Consider the following 16,644-nt stretch of genomic DNA (forward strand, 5'->3'; position numbering starts at 1 on the left):
TTTTTTTATTTTTTTAATTTTTTTTTAGGGGCAGAAGCCAAAACTGCCGCCCCCATTTTTCCTAAAAGAATCCCAGATAATAATACGGCAAAAACAGCCGGCCAACCTGTTCTATTCCCGGCATCCATGTTCCTGCATCCACAAACACCGGACAGAATATAAGGCTTCCAATAATAAAGAACGGAATGGTACAGCAAAGCGCCCTGGGGGAGCGAAACACATTTTTAAGCAGAAAAACTACAGCCACGCAGGCCAAACCATAAATCAGCAGTGCGGCAGCTTCCTCTGCCGCTCCTGCTACTCCACTCTTTAAGCTTTTTCCAGCCCACAATGCGAAAAAGGCAGAAACACAGGACAGCGCCGTCGGAGCGCTTAAAACCGCCAGACGGCATGGCAGACGCAGTTTCCAGCTTAGAGGAATAAAAAGACCGCTTATCTCATCCTCTCCCAGCAGAACCGCTCCGTACAGCGACATGGTAAAGACAAAAACAGCCGCAAGGCCACGGACAGGAAAAAGCTTTGCTCCCGTCTCCTCTGCCAAAGTCCTGCCTGTGCTTTCCCCATCATATATGTACGCAAAATGAAAGAGACCGACGCCGTCATACCACTGATCATAGAGTTCTTTGGCCTGTCCTGCCGCCGCCTTTCTCTCTTCGCTTTCAGGAGACCCGATCTGCGAAAACGCCTCTCCCTCCGTCACATACATTTGTAAAAGTTCTCTGTTATACAGGGCTGCCAGTTCATGAAAAACCGTTTCTGCAGATAACGGGCCTGCCACAGTAGACGGGGCCGTATAAAGACGAATCACTTTCTTCCACTGCTTCTGATTCAGTTTTTCTTCCAGATTCGGATCAATGGCATATCCACATTCCGCCCGCCTTGATGCCACCTCATCCTTTACCTCCTGTTCACTGGCGCAGAGATAAAAATCAAACATCCCCTTTGCCCGCTCTGCCAGATTCCGTGCCAGCTGCCTGGAAAGCCAGGAAGCCTCCTGCTCCGTTCCTCCGGCTGTACACACGGCAATCCGAATTCTGTTTTCTCCCTGGCTCTCCATTTTCCCGATTCCCAGGGCTGCCAGAGGCAGAAGAAGTAAAAGCATTGGAAATATGCCTTTTTTTAAATAGCGCTTACACGCGAGAAAAAACCACACAATTACCTGTTTCATTTATCCGCCGCCTCCGCCGCTGCCGCAATCAGCCACCCTCCTGCAATCAGAGCAGCCAGCTTTCCCGCTGTTTCAAAGTTCCAGCTTTGGGTCACTGCCATCTTTACGCCTTCCATCAGGATATGGGAGGGTAAAAAGGGTGCTGCCTCCCGGATCTGTTCCGGCAGAAATACCTGCGGAAGGAAACCGCCGGAAAGAAAATGGAGCACTGTCACCATAACAAAAAGAAGAAGGATCCCTCCCATTCGGCTTCCTGCCGTCAGAAACAGACAGGCTGCTGCAGATGCCGCTCCCAGGCAAACCAGGATCCCTGCAAAAACACCTGGCAGACTGAACGAAAGCACACCTGCCGCCTGAGCAGCCAAAGCAGCCAGAGCCGTCAAAATCCCCAGTAAAAGAGAGAGTCCCAGAATACGGCCTCCTGCCGCTGTAAACGGGCCAATTCCGATCAGAGACAGCTTCTGCCTCATCACAGGGCTGTCTCTCTTTAACAGATCCGATACCGGAATGGCGGACAGCAACAGCACCAGCACAAAGCCGCTGATCCCGTAAAATACAGGCACCGTCACATCTCCCGCTCCGTTTACGGTGATTTTTCCAAAATAATCCATTCTGGGAAGGCTGTAGCTTAAGTAGATTCCGTTCATTTCTCTTTCAAACAGGGGAATTTTCTCCGTCAGACCATACTGTTTTAAAAGCTGATCTCCGCTGTAGATCCCCGCCTGACTGGCTCCCAATATGCCTGCGCCTGCATCCGTCAGTTCCTGAAAAATCCTGCTCTCGACTCCCGCATTTTCCGGAAAGATCACAGTTACAGGCGTATTGACTCCTGTCATAATATCCTGCACAAAACCGTCCGGCACCTGAAGCACGGCATAAAGCCGCCCTTCCCTTAGCCCCTGTTTCGCTTCCTCCTCGTCCATATAGGTAAGATCGCAGAGACTTTTAACGCTTTCAAGGGAACGGATCATATTTACGGCCTGTTTTGCCAGGGTATCCTCCTCAGGCAGTACCACGCCTACCGGAATCCGTCCCACTGCCTGACCGCCATAGAGCAGCTTTCCTGCCAGAAGGGCGGCCGCGCCCATGAGAATCACAAGCACTGCCGCCCCTGCCAGAATGTGGGGAAGCCGTCTCAGGGCACGTTTTAATTCCAGCCTTATATAGCACAGACGTCCACACATACTTATATCCTTTACTGAATCAATCCTGCTTCACCGCCAATTCCGATGACGCCAAAGAGTATCTCCATAGCAACGGCGTTCCATTCCTCTTCGGTGGCTGCCAGTATATCCATAGTTTCCCCTTCCAGAGGAACCACTTCTCCAGACAGCGGCCCGAAATGATATTCGCCGCTTAAAACAACATTTCCTGTATCTCCCATGGCAGAGGCTGTGATGGAATCAATGGCTACATGGATGGATTTCCCCTTTTCCAGCTGATCAACCGCTCCTTTGGCAGAAAGGCTCACAAGCTCCAGACCATCCTGGCTGACGGCTGCCTGAAGGTCATAAGCGCCGCCGTCACTGTTGTAGGAACCGTCAAAAGCAGCCTTCCACTCCTCTGACATGGCGCCTGTTGACTTCATCTCCAGATCCAGGCCTCCGGTCAGCTGCTTTCCATCATAGGTTCCGTCTTTTGCAGCTGTAAGCACCAGCGTCTCGTCTCCATTTACCATTTCTACCTGAGCATTAAGATTCTGGGTCAGATAGGAACCGCCCTTTAATTCACAGCTGAAATTCACACTAACCGGCTCGCTCTCCGTTTCTGTCTTGTCAGGATCATTCAAAGAGGTGGTTCCCTTTACAGAAACCAGACGGCCTTTGGAATCCACATGGACGGTCATCTGCACATCATTTAAGGAACTCTCCAAAAAGCTGATCATCTCATCGATGTTTGCCTTTGCCTCTTCGTAAGTCTGTTCCTGCATCTCCTTGGCAGTAGGGAACTCCTGTCCTGTTCCATTCCCTCCCATGAGCTGTCCAAGCTGTACGCTCATTTCCATCTGATTTAAAAACTCATTTTTCAGAGTCTCATCCTGAAGGAAGAAGTCAGATGAGGTTCTTAAAAAGCTGATCATGGCGTCTTTACTGATGGAAACCTCATAGCCTTTGCAGCTTACCTCTTTTCCATCCACAGTAAAGGTTCCCTTTTCACCCTTTTTTACAGTCATAGCCGCCTTAAAATCATCCTCAGCCTTGCAGCCTTCCCGATAGCGGTTCATGAGGCCCTTAAGATCAAGAGACTCTGTCTGTCCTTCGTCTTCCTGCTGGGCCTGGGCTAAAAGGGTGTTCAAATATTCTGCCAGAGCAGCCGGATCAATACCGTTTTGCTCCAGGGCCGGAGCTACAACAGGAGAATTTTTTACACGGTCACCCAGCCCTTCTCCCAGATCCAGAGTAAATACGCGGGAAGACAGTTCCGGTACTGCAGCCATAAGGGTGTGATCTCCATAATAAAGGTTCAGATTCGCCAGATCCATTCCATTATAAATAACCCCCATATTGAAGGAGCTCTTGTGGCTGTCTGTATCCTCCTTTCCTTCAATACGCAGCCCGCTGCCTGCATAGGCGTTGACCGCAGGCTCAGAACAGCTGTCAAGCTTTAACGTAAGACCGCCCTCGGAACTGGATGATGCCTCTGTTTTTGCAAACTCTGACAGTCCAAACAGTTCTTCCAGCGGATCAGTCTGCCCTTCTGTATAGATATTTTCAAATGCCTTGATCACCGTTTCCTTGGGATCCCCCTCTGACATCTGCGTAAAGGCAAAAACACCTCCGCCCACTACGATTACCGCTGCCGCTCCGGCCGCTGCCATTTTCATCTGCTTCGTTAATTCCATACACTTTTTCCTCCGTTTTTAGTCACAGTCTTTCCAGGCATTGCCGCATTTGACTTAACTTGTTATCCCTGCCGTCCTATATGCCGACCTTCGGCGGATGAAAGCTGGCGATCAGTTCTTTTGGCCCAAGACCTGCTGGAATCTCCTCCAGTCTGCCATCTCTCAGCACATAAAGCCGGCTGCACATGGACAGCTCCTCCATCTCATGAGAGGTAAGGACTGCTGTTCCTCCATTCTCTAAATAGCTTTGCAGGTACTGACGGATCGTTTCCTTACATTCCAGATCCAAAGCTGCTCCCGGCTCATCCATGATCAGAAGAGGGGCCTGTCCCGACAGAGCACAGGCGATACTGAGTCTTTTTTTCATACCTCCTGACAGCTTTCCCGCCCTGCGTTCCAGCATAGAAGGAATCCCTAAAAGAGCTGCCGGGCCATGTTCCAGATCTTCCTTCATCCGGCTTTTGCTGCCCTTATACCACAAAAGGAGATTATCCCTCACGGTCAGCTCCTCCATCAGAGGATTTTCCTGGGGAACATAAGCAGCCTTAGCTGCAAATACTGCCGGATGGCCTGATGCTTCCTGCCCGTCAATTCGGATACTGCCCCGATCCGGTTTCCTTACTCCCGCCAGGACAGATAAAAGGGTTGTCTTACCGCAGCCGTTGGCCCCTACAATTCCCACACAGGTTCCTCTGTGGGCAGACAGTTCGGCCTGATCCAAAATCCGACGCTTTCCATATGATTTACAGATTCCTGACACCTGCAGCATTCTGTGCCTCCTTCCATATCTTTTTTTGTCTGTTTTTAACAATATGACTGTCAGTATCTGGTTTTTAGTGTATCATGTTTTTGTATAAATGGCAAAATAATTATATTTACGGATTTCTTACATCCGCAGTGATTCAGCCCTTACCCAGCATAAACCGCTCCACCACCAGCCCCACACCGTCCTCGTTGTTGGAGGCAGTGATATAGTCGGCAGCATTTCTCACCGGGAGAACTGCATTCTCCATTGCTACTCCAAGACCGGCATACTGGATCATGGTAAGATCATTATAGCCGTCGCCGCAGGCGATCATCTCTTCCCTTGACAGGCCAAGACATTCTAAAAGACGCCCCAGGGACTGGGCCTTATCGATCCCCTTTGGCATCACCTCCAGGAAAAAGGGTTCTGAACGGTAGACACTGAAATCACGGCCCATGGCTGCCTTGACCCTGGGTTCTACCATCTCCAGATAATCCCCGTCATCTAACATCAGGAATTTAGGCACCTGAAAGGCGACATACTCTCTCATGTTTTCCACCTGGCGAAGAGGAAGGTGATTGATGCAGGATTCCTTGACCGCATAGGGACATTCCGCGTTGTTTGTAATGATCTTTCTGCCCTCATAAGTCAGGATATCCACCCCATTCTCCTCTGCCAGACCGATAATTTTTTGGTTGGATTCCACCGGGAGCAGCGAAGAAAATACCGCTTCCCCAGTACGGCAGCTGGTAATCATTCCCCCATTGTAGGACAAAATATAGCTTCCATATTTTGACAGTTCCAGTTCCTTTGCCAGAGGCTCAATGCCGGCCGTAGGGCGGCCGGAAGCCAGGACGACGATCTTTCCCGCTTCCTGGGCCTCCATCAGAGCCCTCTTTGTTCTTGGCGTAATAACCTTATCCCTGTTTGTCAGTGTCCCGTCCAGATCCAGAACGATAATCTTGTATTCCATCTTTGTTTTCTCCTGTGTCAAAATTCATATGTGAAAATATTTTATCAGAAATACTCCTGTCTGAAAAGAACGTTTATTAAAATAACATATGCGCAATATTATATGGCAGCCGGCCGTCAAAGACTCTTAAAAAGGCCGCCGTACTCCCCCGTACAGCGGCCTTTTGCCCATCTGTCTATCATCCTACGCCGATGCCACATCCTCTGCTTTCACAGCCCCATTTGTTATAATAAATCCCATAAGATAGCTGATCACCAGACCGATTCCATAGTACAGCATAGACCATACGGCAGGATTGGGGCCTGCCGTCATTACCGGGAACGCCAGAATACCGGATGGCCCCCATGTAGTAGAGGCCACCTGCATTGCCATAACGAACGCTCCGCCGAATCCTGCCCCAAGACCCGCTGTAAAAAATGGTTTTCCCATGGGGAGCGTGACTCCGTAAATCAGAGGTTCCCCTACCCCCAATACTCCCGCTGGAAGGGCGCCGTCAATAACGGAACACAGACGCTGGTTCTTCACCTTCTTTGCTTTCATATAAATGGCAATCGCCGCTCCAACCTGGCCCGCGCCCGCCATTGCAAGAGCCGGATATAAGGTAACAAAGCCAATGCTCTCCAGCTGAACTGTATACAGGGCCACCAGCCCATGATGCATTCCCATGGCTACCATTGGCAGGAACAATGCCGATGAAAGGAAGCCTGCCACGATTCGTACAGCCGGATTAGCGCTCATGCAGACCTGTTCTACGATCCAGCACAGGAAGGTAGAAACAAAACCCGTCAGGGGCATGATGATAAATACATATGGAATCACACAGAGAATCAGGGTAATCAGGGGTGTAAACATAATATCCAGATTATCTGGAATCCGTCTGCGGACTGCCTTTTCAATTTTAGCCAGAAAAAATACACCAATCACTACCGCCAGCACTCCGCCTCTGCCTGCCCTTAAGACAGCGTCTAACGGCTGAGCCTCGTTGTAGAGGCCAATCGTTCTGGAGATCACATCAATATTTCCCAGTGTGGTGATCATACCCAGCATACCGCCAAGGATCGGCGTTGCCCCGAAACGCTCTGCCGACCGATAACCGGCCCAGGCAGTCAAATATGTCATAAAGGACGCACTGACCATGGAAAGCAGATTATGTACAACGGTTAAAAATACATTTTCTGCATATCCGGGGAAAAGCTGTGTCAAAAGAGTTGCAAGACCAGAGCACAGCCCAGCCGCAATCACGCCGGGAATCAGGGGAACAAAAATCTCGCCGAATGTCTTTAGCATATTTTTTATCCTGCTATCCTTTTGCCCCGCCCTCAGGGCTGCCTTATTTTCTCTCCAGTTATTTTCCGTATTCACATCCTCTGCCGCCAAAATCCCCATTTCCGCACAGATATCCGCGCATTTGCGGCTCTTTCCCGGCCCTACCACCACCTCCGCAAAACCGGCCCGGTCATGGACAAGGCCAAGCACGCCCTCTATGTTTTTGAGCGCCTCATCCTGAATCTGATTGTCCTGCTTTACGTGAATCCTCAGCCGTGTCATACAGTTGGTCGCTGTAATTACATTGTCTTTTCCCCCTAGACAGTTCAGAATCTCATTTACCATTTCCTGATTTGACATAACTCCCTCTCCTTTCACTTCTGATGCGCCAGTGCATCACATACCCGTCCCCCGTACTGCTCCAGCAGCGTTTTTGCTTCCCTCGCGTCACAATGCAGCAGGATCATCACGATCGCCAGCTTCACCCATCCGCCGGCTTCATCAATAGAAGCCCTTGCCTGCGCTCTGTCTGCCCCTGTGGCTTCCATCACAATGTTTTCCGCACGGGTCTGCAGCTTCTCATTGCTCTGCACCACATCCACCATGAGGTTTTCATAGGCTTTCCCAAGCCTCACCATCGCTCCGGTGGTGATCATGTTCAGAATCATCTTCTGAGCTGTACCTGATTTAAGCCTGGTTGATCCCGTCAGCACCTCCGGTCCCACATTTACCTCAATGGCAATATCCGCCGCCTTTCCCACCTCGCTGCCTGTATTACAGGTAATGGAAGCGGTTCTGCATCCCAGTCCCGCCGCGTACTCCAAGGCTCCCAACACATAGGGAGTACGCCCGGAAGCCGCAATTCCTACCACTACATCTTTGGGTGTCAGCCCATGATCCTGCAGGTCTTTCTTTCCAAGTTCCCTGCTGTCTTCCGCCCCTTCGACCGGAAATCGAAGCGCCCGGTCTCCGCCTGCAATCAGCCCCACAACCATGGACGGATCTACCCCAAAAGTAGGCGGACATTCTGAGGCGTCCAGCACACCTAAACGCCCGCTGGTTCCCGCTCCCAGATAAAACAGCCTCCCTCCCTGCCGGAACGCACGCTCCACCTCAGAAACTGTCTGAGCAATCCTTGGCAGCACCGCCTCAATTCCCGCAGGGACGCTGCGGTCTTCCCGGTTCATTGCAGTTACAATCTCCAGAGGACTCATCTGATCCAGATTCATGGTAGATACATTGCGCGATTCCGTTGTCATCTTGCTCAAATCCATAACGTCACCCCTCTTGTTTTCTTGTTATTTTCATTATATTCTTTCTTTCAAACGTGTCAACATTTCCAATGTTTTGTGGTACAATGTTTCATATATAAGACATTATTTGGTTAAAATATTCAATACAAGCAAACAGGAGTGTATTTTTTTATGAGAAGTATCCTATTATCACTGGCTGAACTTAAACACAGCGCCAGCGGCGTTCCCGCACAGATTGCCGCCTATATCTATTCAAACCCAGATTCTGCCGCAGCTCTCAATATCCGCGCCCTGGCAAATAAAACCTACACCTCCCCTTCCAGCGTCATCCGCCTCTGCCGGACCCTTGGTTTCCATGGATACAAGGATTTTCGCCATGACCTGCTTTTGGAAATCGCATCTTTTGGAAATCAGATCTCCCATTCAGAGCGGGAACTGCGGCCAGAGGACTCCATCACTTCCATTATAAACACTATTACGCAAAAAAATGTCCAGGTGCTGCTGGATTCCCAGCATATCCTGGACCCGGATGTGGTAGAAGCCTGCGTAAACCTCCTCCGCTCGTCCCGCAGTATCCTCCTGTTCGGCATCGGTGCGTCCCTCTGTGCAGCCAAAGATGCCTATCTTAAGTTTCTTCGCCTGAATAAGCCCTGCTGTGTCAGCGAGGACTGGCACGCTCAGCTTTTGCAGGCGCGAAATGCCTCCTCTGAGGATGCTGCCATCATTTTTTCTTATTCCGGACAGACACAGGAGATGGCTGCCTGTATGAAGGCGCTGAGGGAAAACCGCACCAAATGCATTGCCATCACCCGTTTTGCTGACTCACAGGTGTCCCGACTGGCTGACTATAAGCTGTACATTGCCGCCAATGAAGCCTTATTTCGCAGCGGAGCCATGTCCTCCAGGCTGGCCCAGCTCAACGTCATAGACATCCTCTACACAGCTTTTGCAAACAGCGAATATGAATACAGCCTCCGCCAATTTGCCCACACCCATATACAAAAACCGCCCTATGAACTTTGATCAGCGCGCCTGAGCTGCCTTTCGTGCAGCTCATACACCGCGTCTGCATAAGAAATAAAATCCGGTTTGTGCGTAATCATCAGAATCGTAAAGAATATCCATGTCGTTTTTGGAAAATTGAATTACCTACTTCATATGATTTTTAATATCTTCTGCAATCAGCTCAGCCGTGAGATGATTGCCAACCGCAATGTCTGCCGCAGGCACCAGATCGTTAAATCTTTTTGCTCCGCCGAAGTTTAAAACCTTTACAGGATCAGCGCCGTAGTAAGCAGCTATTTTCTGGCCGAATCCGCCGTCCAGTATACCGTCCTCCACTGTAGCGATCAGATCGTGATCCTTTTTAAGCTCGTCCAGCAAGTCCTTATCCAGCGTTGTAAAGCACATTGGATTTACAACGGTAACATTTACGCCAACGGTTTCGTCCAGTGCCTCTGCAGCCTGTTTTGCCAGCGGCAGGGCATCACCCAGGCCAAGAATCGCAATTTTACTTCCCTTTTTCACGATTTTACCTTTGACTGCGGATTCGTCGTCAAATGCAATGGTTTTTCCGTCGCTGATAACCACTTTGGGAACCCTGATAACAACCGGATGGTTTTTCTGCTCCACAGACCATTCCAATGCAGCTAAATATTCTTCCCTGGTTGCAGGTGCAAGACCGATTATATTGGGGATGGAACCGATCAAAGCTATGTCATACATCCCGTTATGCGTGCAGTCTCCGCCTCCGATTCCGGATGAAAATACAAGAATGGTTGCCGCATTTTTGTTCATTGCAAGATCCTGACTCAGCTGGTCGTAGGTTCTCTGCAAAAAACTGCTGAACACTTCAAACACCGGTTTTCCTCCATTTTTGGCAATGCCTGAAATCATGGCAACCGCGTGTTCCTCCGCTATCCCCACATCTACAAACTGTTTCCCAGCCTTTGCCCTGAACTCCTGCGTCAGCCCCGTAGCGCCGGGAGTGGCGGCAGAAACTGCAATCACCGTCGGATCGCTTTCCATCTTTTTCAAAAGAAAATCAGCCGTCAGTGTTTCGTACCGTTCCATTTTTGCAAACGCTGCCAGATCAAATGCCGCAGGCATTGCCCAGTGTCCCGCCTCTTTATCCTGCATCGCCCAGTCCAGGCCCTTTCCTTTCAGCGTGTGAATATGGACCACCGTGGGACGTTTCGTATCTTTTACTTTTTCAAAGGCAGAAATAAGCGTTTCTACCTCGTTGCCCTCTTCCACATAATAATAATCCAGGCCAAAACTTTTAAAGAAGTTGTTTTCTGCCTTTCCGCCTGTTTCCCTTAACTGTCTGAAATTCTCATACATACCGCCCTGGTTTTTTGCAATGGACATTTCATTGTCATTAAACAGAATAATCAGGTTGCTGTTGAGCATTGCGGCATTATTCAATCCCTCCAATGCCTCGCCGCCGGACATGGAGCCATCGCCGATGACAGCAATGATATTTTCCCTGCCGCCCTTTAGATCTCTGCCCTTGGCAAGACCTGTTGCCAGGGAAATAGATGTTGATGTATGACCGATTTTAAAGAAATCATGCTCGCTTTCAGACGGCGTTGTGTAGCCGCTGAAGGCATAATACTTTTCCGGCTCTGTAAAGCCTTCCTTTCTCCCTGTCAAAATCTTATGAGTATAAGACTGATGGGAAACGTCAAAGACGAATTTGTCTCTGGGCGAATCAAATACATAGTGAAGCGCTACTGTTGCCTCCACAAAACCGAGGTTTGAACCCATGTGGCCGCCTGTCACCGTTACACGCCGGATAAGAGCCTGACGGATTTCCTCTGACAGAATTTTTAATTCATCCATACTGCAGCCTTTTACATCCGCAGGCCCGTGGATCTTTTGCAGAATATTTGTTTTCTTCATTCTAATCTCTCCTTGACTTTTTATTTGCTTGAGTTTAACATTAAAGCAAACTTTAAAGTCAATAGTTTTATAAATTTTTTTTCTAACGGTTCAGAACAGAGAGAAAAGGAGTTTTACCAATGGAATATTCAATCAAAGAAGTTTCTCAAATGACAAACATTCCGGCAACCACCCTTCGCTACTATGACAAGGAAGGATTGTTGCCTTTTCTGGAGCGCAAAGAATCAGGATACCGTGTATTTCATGACAGCGACCTCACCATGCTTCAGCTTTTGGAATGCTTAAAAAGCACAGGAATGTCCATACGGGAAATGAAGCAGTTTGCAAAATGGGCACAGGAAGGAGATGCCTCCCTGCAAAAAAGATATGATATGTTTCTTGAACGCAGAAAAGCCGTAGAACAGCAAATGGAAAATCTCAGCAAAATGCTGGCTATCCTCAACCACAAATGTCTGTATTATGAAACCGCCCTTCAGACCGGATCCGAAAAAAATATAATGCAGAAGGATACGCTGCCATATGCCGATGAATTTCTCTGCAGGAAATGTAAGAGCTGAGACAGCGGCAGACATCCTCTCATCTGACCTTTGTTCACGCGGCTGATTTTCCCGCTTATATCTGCCTGAATAAGCAAGAAGTCCGGCAAGAAACCGGGAGCCGTGGATATATAAAGACACAAACTTTGTTATAGTCTCCTGCATATGCCTAAAAGCAAAGAACCCATGCCCATTTGGGCACAGGTTCTTCTTTTCCTCATTACTGATTTTTCTTATAATCAAAATCCGGGATCTGGTGCCATCTATCCTTAAAATAATGTGCCGCCAGCTTCGGTTTTCTGTCTCTGGTGAACAGGCCTTTTTTGTTGCCCTGAACGCGCAGGAGGCCCTGGCTGGTAGCGAAGTCGGCAAAGTTCCACGCCTGCTCGCCTACCACGAAATCATACTCGTCAAATACACGGTGGTTCATCTTATAGTAATCTACCTGATATTCTTCCGTATACATAACCGGTGTTGTATCGTGGAAGCCCATCACCGTATCCGCGCCGTACTCGGTGAAGATAACCGGAAGTCCGAATTTCTGCCACTGGTCTAACTCATCACGCAGCGCCTGCTCCGGCCCTTCCAGATCCGGCGCTCCGAAGTACCAGCCATAGTAGCGGTTTAAGCAGATCACATCGCTGAGCTTTGCGGATACATCGGTTGCAGGTCCTCCTCCCATCTGTACGCTTACCAGCGTGCAGGGACGCTTCTGGGGATCTAAGCTGCGGGCCAGCTCATACAAAGGCGCAAAGTATTCATATGCTCCCTCAGAATAGGAATCCGGCTCATTGGCAATGCTCCACATTACAACGCAGGCATGGTTTTTGTCTCTTGCAATCAGGTCGCGGATCACATCCTTATGATGCTCCTGAGTCTGTACGCCGTGCTCCTTATCAAAGGTGCCCACCTTCTGTCCGTTGAAGTTGGCTCCGCCGCCAAACTCCAGATTCACGCCTACTGCCGTCGTCTCATCGATCACTACGATGCCTTCCTGATCGCAGAGGCGCATCATTTCCTCACTGTATGGATAATGGCTGGTGCGGAAGCTGTTTGCTCCCTGCCATTTCATCAGGGAAATGTCCTTGGTATTCATAGGCAGATTGATGCCGCGGCCGTTGGGGAAGGTGTCTTCATGCTTGCCGTAACCCTTAAAATAGAACGGCTTCTCATTGATAAGGAATCGGGTTCCTTCTACACGAACGGTGCGAACACCATAAGGCAGGGTGTATACATCCGTTCCAAAAGTCACGCGGATATCATAAAGGTAGGCATTTAAAGGCTGCCACAGCTTTACATTCTTAATCTCTAATACGCCCTCTGTTCCCGCAGCCTCTGCCACCTTATTTCCCTCTCTGTCAAATACTTCAACCAGACAGCTGCCTTCGCCAATGGTATCAATGCGGTAGTTTAAAGCCGCATATTCACCCTTTACCTCAGCAGTAACGGTAACATCGCTGATATAGGACTTTGGTGTGGTATAGATCCGTACCGGACGGATAATGCCGCAGTAGTTAAAGAAATCAAAATTTGGATTGTTCACTGGCTTTTTGGGGCCCTTTGCCTCAAAACCAGGAAGACCGCCTCCCAGAAGACTGCTCTTTCCTCCAACAGGCAGTGTGGTATAATCAATGATGTTGCTTACTGCTACGGTCAGGAGGCACTCGCCCTTTCCTGCCAGATCGGAGATTTCCACCTCAAAGGGAAGGAAGCCGCCCTTATGCGTGCATACCAGCTCTCCATTGATGTACACCTTGGCTTCGTGGGCCACTGCGTCAAAGCGCAAAATCACTCTCTGATCCTTCATAAATTCCGGCACAGAGAAGGTTCTCTGATAAAACACCCAGCCGTAATGATCTCTGAAATCCACGCCTTCCTTTAAATCATTGTAAGCAGCAGGAACCGGCATGGTCATGGGAGTTTCCAACGGCTTTTTAAACCACTCCTCCTCAAATCCATTTCCATTGTCCAGCTTAAATTCCCAGACCCCGTTTAAATCATTTAAGGATCTGGATGGCGTTAATATAGGATACAGCATACGATTACTCTCCTCTCTTTTCTCTTAAGATCTTCGCATTTTTTTCTACTTGTTTTTTATCCAGAGGATAAAGGAATTTTAAAGCCAGAGCCAGTAAAATAAAACCGGCTGCCGGCACCAGGCAGGTGATATTGTAGATGCCGTCTACCACCTGCGGCTCAAAAGCCGTTGCTGCGGAATATCCGACCATTGTCAAAAGTCCGCCGGTCAGTCCAGAAGATGCAGCCTGTCCCAGCTTTCTCGCAAAAGAATAAACCGCATAGATTGTTCCGTCAGACCGCTTTCCGGTACGAACCTCTGCATCGTCAATTACATCCGTGATCATAGCCCAGCACACCAGATTAAAAATGGCTGTGCCCAGAGAAGAAATCAGATACAGGGCCACAAATACCCATACGTTTTTCGTATGAAGGATGAAAGCGGCAATCAGTGCGATTGCTCCCACAGCCGCGCCCACTCCCGCGAGCTCTTTTCTTCCGTATTTTCCGGAAATATTTACAATCACAGTGGAAAGCGCCAGTGTGATAACAGTAACCCCCATATTGGCGGTGGACATAGCCTCACGGTTTCCAAAGTAATTAGGATAAATATAATTCCCCATACCAGACAGTGTGAGCTGTGCCAGCAGCAATAGCAGCGCCGCCGCTACAATGCCGATCAGCGCGCGGTTGGAAATCGTAGTACGGATCAGTTCCTTAAAGGAAAACTTCTCTGCGGTCTTTTCCATTTTAACACGTTCTGTGGTCATATGGTAGCAGAGCAGATAACAGATAATGGCGCCAACGGAACAGAGCAGAGCGGCTGTCATCATCCGGCTGCCGGAAAATACAGTATTGCCCTGAGCATCCTCATAGTAAACGATCAGCGGCAGAACCACACCGATCACCGTGTTTGCCAGAGTAGCTCCAATGGTACGGAAACTTGAAAGAGAAGTTCTCTCTTTTGGATCTGCTGTAATGGCAGATGCCATGGATCCGTAAGGAATGTTGATGCCTGTATAGCAGATGCTTCCCCAGAGCAGATAGGTAAAGAACATCCAGAAGATCTTAAAGCCCATGGGCATATCCTTAAACCATACTGCATACATCAAAAAAGATGCCAGAGCCACCGGACCGCACATCCGCCTGATCCAGGGTGCAAATTTCCCCTTCTTTCCGGGACGGCACCTGTCGCAGATCTGCCCCATAGTCACGTCTGAAAATGCGTCCACCACTCTGGCGATCATCATCATGGCACCTACAACAGCAGCCGAAACTCCCATAACATCCGTATAAAATTTCATAAGGAACATAGATGACAGAAGAAATGTAAAATCATTTCCAAAATCACCGAACATACACCCCAGTCGGTCCCTCATTCCAAAGGGCGCCTCTTTCGTTTCCTGACGGTTCATTTTAACCTCCTCCTGACTTGCCATCCGCTGTCTGAAGCCAACAGACGGCCTTGATTGCTGATTGCTTTGTCTGTAAACGCAGTGTATGTTATTTTGCTGTTTTAAGCAATAATATTATTTACTATTTATATAATAATATTCTGTTTGATTTTGCAATAAAAATATATTATACTACTATTACTGAATATTTTACTATTTTCTATTATGCTGCAAACCGGGAGGTTCCTATGGATCAGAACGAACTTTTAAACTTTGTAAGAAACTATTTTGAAGAAATGCGTATCCATACGAGGCTCATCGATGCCCCCTACAAATGGGACGATGCCTTTGATCTGAATCTGCGCCGCACACTTTTAAAAGACTGCAGCAATGTGATCTCCACCTTTTTCCGGCCGGAGGAGAATTTCCATGAAAAACACCTGGTCTATTTCATAAAAGACCTGTTCTGGTGCTATTATCTGTGCATCCCCATTCCAAAAGCAGGACAAAAACGGGTACTTACCGTGGGCCCCTTTGCCATGGAGGACGCTACCCTTGGTTTTGTGCAGTCTCTGGCCAGACGGCTGAATATCCCAGAGATTCACATTCCCTTCCTTTCCCAGTATTACACCTCACTTCCCGTTCTTCGGGACAAGAGCTGCATACGCAGCATCCTGACCTGTCTGTGCAGCCGTCTCTATGATGGCCCCTACCGCATCCTGCCTCAGGAGTGTACCGGAGAGCTCCGGGTGCAGTACGATACCGAAGATTCCTTTGGCCGGAATCAGGATGTATCCGACAGCATTGAGCTGCGTTATAAAAATGAACAGGCACTTATGGACGCTATCTCCCGCGGCGACTATACCTCGGCCAGGGAATATCTGAACACCGGCAACTCCTACGGTATGGAGCAGCGGCTTGCAGATACCACACGCGACAAAAAAAACTATCTCATCATCTTTAATACCCTCTGCCGAAAGGCGGCTCAGTACGGAGGCGTCCATCCGGTCTATTTAGACGAACTGTCCTCCCGTTTCGCCATACAGCTGGAAACGCTCTACAGCGTGTCGCGTCTGGAGGCCCTTCCTGCAGAAATGATCTACAAATACAGCCTTCTGGTTCAGAACCACTCCACACGCTCCTATTCTCCTCTGATCCAGAGGGCCGTGGATCTCATCTGCCTGAATCTCCGGGATGACCTAAGCCTAAGTACCCTGGCAGACCGGCTCTCCGTCAACAAAACCTATCTGTCCACCCTTTTCAGGCGTGAAACAGGCTCCACTCTGACAGACTTTGTAACCGACCGACGGATCAGCCACGGGATTTATCTGTTAAATACTACCAGCGAGCCCATTCAGGAGATCGCGTCTGTGTGCGGCATTGCGGATCTCAGTTATTTTACAAAGATCTTCCGCAGAAAAAAGGGCATGACTCCCAGCCAGTACCGTGAAATGATACGGGGCAATCAATAGCCCTTCTGCCCTGACAGGGACCAAAGCCGCCGTCTGCTGACATTTCCCGCTCACACCGCACCATAAGAGGAAATC

13 protein-coding genes are annotated in these 16,644 nt (G+C 49.0%); 3 read left to right on the forward strand and 10 right to left on the reverse strand.

Annotation, left to right across the window (positions count from 1 at the left end; genetic code table 11):
• Positions 1-61: 61 nt before the first annotated feature.
• From HW447_RS07730 to murQ, 7 genes are all read right to left on the reverse strand, one after another.
• Positions 62-1,168, reverse strand: a complete 1,107-nt coding sequence (locus tag HW447_RS07730) for a hypothetical protein (protein ID WP_176254740.1) — start codon at positions 1,166-1,168, stop codon at positions 62-64.
• On the reverse strand, positions 1,165-2,352 hold the full coding sequence (locus tag HW447_RS07735) for an ABC transporter permease (RefSeq protein WP_176254741.1): 1,188 nt from the start codon (positions 2,350-2,352) through the stop codon (positions 1,165-1,167). Before HW447_RS07735 ends, HW447_RS07730 begins: the two co-directional genes overlap by 4 nt.
• A gap of 11 nt (positions 2,353-2,363) precedes the next feature.
• On the reverse strand, positions 2,364-4,010 hold the full coding sequence (locus tag HW447_RS07740) for a zinc ribbon domain-containing protein (protein ID WP_176254742.1): 1,647 nt from the start codon (positions 4,008-4,010) through the stop codon (positions 2,364-2,366).
• A 76-nt stretch (positions 4,011-4,086) separates the two neighbouring features.
• Positions 4,087-4,779, reverse strand: a complete 693-nt coding sequence (locus tag HW447_RS07745) for an ABC transporter ATP-binding protein (RefSeq protein WP_176254743.1) — start codon at positions 4,777-4,779, stop codon at positions 4,087-4,089.
• A gap of 133 nt (positions 4,780-4,912) precedes the next feature.
• Complete coding sequence (locus tag HW447_RS07750; protein WP_176254744.1) at positions 4,913-5,728, reverse strand: Cof-type HAD-IIB family hydrolase; 816 nt, start codon at positions 5,726-5,728, stop codon at positions 4,913-4,915.
• A 183-nt stretch (positions 5,729-5,911) separates the two neighbouring features.
• Positions 5,912-7,354 carry a PTS transporter subunit EIIC gene (locus HW447_RS07755; RefSeq protein ID WP_176254745.1) on the reverse strand — a complete coding sequence of 481 codons (1,443 nt, stop codon included), beginning with the start codon at positions 7,352-7,354 and terminating at the stop codon, positions 5,912-5,914.
• A gap of 14 nt (positions 7,355-7,368) precedes the next feature.
• A complete protein-coding gene (murQ, locus tag HW447_RS07760; RefSeq protein ID WP_176254746.1) occupies positions 7,369-8,268 on the reverse strand; it encodes an N-acetylmuramic acid 6-phosphate etherase in 900 nt (299 codons plus the stop codon).
• A gap of 150 nt (positions 8,269-8,418) precedes the next feature.
• Here murQ and HW447_RS07765 point away from each other — a divergent pair, with 150 nt between their 5' ends.
• The gene (locus HW447_RS07765; protein ID WP_176254747.1) at positions 8,419-9,270 is read left to right on the forward strand and encodes a MurR/RpiR family transcriptional regulator; all 852 of its coding nucleotides are present in this window, start codon (positions 8,419-8,421) and stop codon (positions 9,268-9,270) included.
• Positions 9,271-9,396: 126 nt separating this feature from the next.
• Here HW447_RS07765 and HW447_RS07770 read toward each other — a convergent pair whose 3' ends face one another.
• Positions 9,397-11,151 carry a 1-deoxy-D-xylulose-5-phosphate synthase gene (locus HW447_RS07770; RefSeq protein ID WP_176254748.1) on the reverse strand — a complete coding sequence of 585 codons (1,755 nt, stop codon included), beginning with the start codon at positions 11,149-11,151 and terminating at the stop codon, positions 9,397-9,399.
• Between the two features lie 119 nt (positions 11,152-11,270).
• Here HW447_RS07770 and HW447_RS07775 point away from each other — a divergent pair, with 119 nt between their 5' ends.
• Positions 11,271-11,708 carry a MerR family transcriptional regulator gene (locus tag HW447_RS07775; RefSeq protein ID WP_176254749.1) on the forward strand — a complete coding sequence of 146 codons (438 nt, stop codon included), beginning with the start codon at positions 11,271-11,273 and terminating at the stop codon, positions 11,706-11,708.
• Between the two features lie 199 nt (positions 11,709-11,907).
• Here HW447_RS07775 and uidA read toward each other — a convergent pair whose 3' ends face one another.
• Positions 11,908-13,725, reverse strand: a complete 1,818-nt coding sequence (uidA, locus tag HW447_RS07780; protein ID WP_176254750.1) for a beta-glucuronidase — start codon at positions 13,723-13,725, stop codon at positions 11,908-11,910.
• Positions 13,726-13,729: 4 nt separating this feature from the next.
• On the reverse strand, positions 13,730-15,118 hold the full coding sequence (locus HW447_RS07785) for an MFS transporter (protein ID WP_176254751.1): 1,389 nt from the start codon (positions 15,116-15,118) through the stop codon (positions 13,730-13,732).
• Between the two features lie 227 nt (positions 15,119-15,345).
• Between HW447_RS07785 and HW447_RS07790 the strand changes: the two genes are divergently transcribed.
• Positions 15,346-16,569, forward strand: a complete 1,224-nt coding sequence (locus HW447_RS07790; protein ID WP_176254752.1) for a helix-turn-helix transcriptional regulator — start codon at positions 15,346-15,348, stop codon at positions 16,567-16,569.
• Positions 16,570-16,644 lie beyond the last annotated feature (75 nt).

It is taken from the genome of Enterocloster alcoholdehydrogenati (assembly GCF_013282095.1).
GTDB lineage: Bacteria > Bacillota > Clostridia > Lachnospirales > Lachnospiraceae > Enterocloster > Enterocloster alcoholdehydrogenati.

Excerpts from the sequence above, each read along its gene's own strand:
- HW447_RS07730 (WP_176254740.1), bottom strand. The coding sequence starts at position 1,168 with ATGAAACAGGTAATTGTGTGGTTTTTTCTCGCGTGTAAGCGCTATTTA.
- HW447_RS07735 (WP_176254741.1), bottom strand. The coding sequence starts at position 2,352 with ATGTGTGGACGTCTGTGCTATATAAGGCTGGAATTAAAACGTGCCCTG.
- HW447_RS07740 (WP_176254742.1), bottom strand. The coding sequence starts at position 4,010 with ATGGAATTAACGAAGCAGATGAAAATGGCAGCGGCCGGAGCGGCAGCG.
- HW447_RS07745 (WP_176254743.1), bottom strand. The coding sequence starts at position 4,779 with ATGCTGCAGGTGTCAGGAATCTGTAAATCATATGGAAAGCGTCGGATT.
- HW447_RS07750 (WP_176254744.1), bottom strand. The coding sequence starts at position 5,728 with ATGGAATACAAGATTATCGTTCTGGATCTGGACGGGACACTGACAAAC.
- HW447_RS07755 (WP_176254745.1), bottom strand. The coding sequence starts at position 7,354 with ATGTCAAATCAGGAAATGGTAAATGAGATTCTGAACTGTCTAGGGGGA.
- murQ (WP_176254746.1), bottom strand. The coding sequence starts at position 8,268 with ATGGATTTGAGCAAGATGACAACGGAATCGCGCAATGTATCTACCATG.
- HW447_RS07765 (WP_176254747.1), top strand. The coding sequence starts at position 8,419 with ATGAGAAGTATCCTATTATCACTGGCTGAACTTAAACACAGCGCCAGC.
- HW447_RS07770 (WP_176254748.1), bottom strand. The coding sequence starts at position 11,151 with ATGAAGAAAACAAATATTCTGCAAAAGATCCACGGGCCTGCGGATGTA.
- HW447_RS07775 (WP_176254749.1), top strand. The coding sequence starts at position 11,271 with ATGGAATATTCAATCAAAGAAGTTTCTCAAATGACAAACATTCCGGCA.
- uidA (WP_176254750.1), bottom strand. The coding sequence starts at position 13,725 with ATGCTGTATCCTATATTAACGCCATCCAGATCCTTAAATGATTTAAAC.
- HW447_RS07785 (WP_176254751.1), bottom strand. The coding sequence starts at position 15,118 with ATGAACCGTCAGGAAACGAAAGAGGCGCCCTTTGGAATGAGGGACCGA.
- HW447_RS07790 (WP_176254752.1), top strand. The coding sequence starts at position 15,346 with ATGGATCAGAACGAACTTTTAAACTTTGTAAGAAACTATTTTGAAGAA.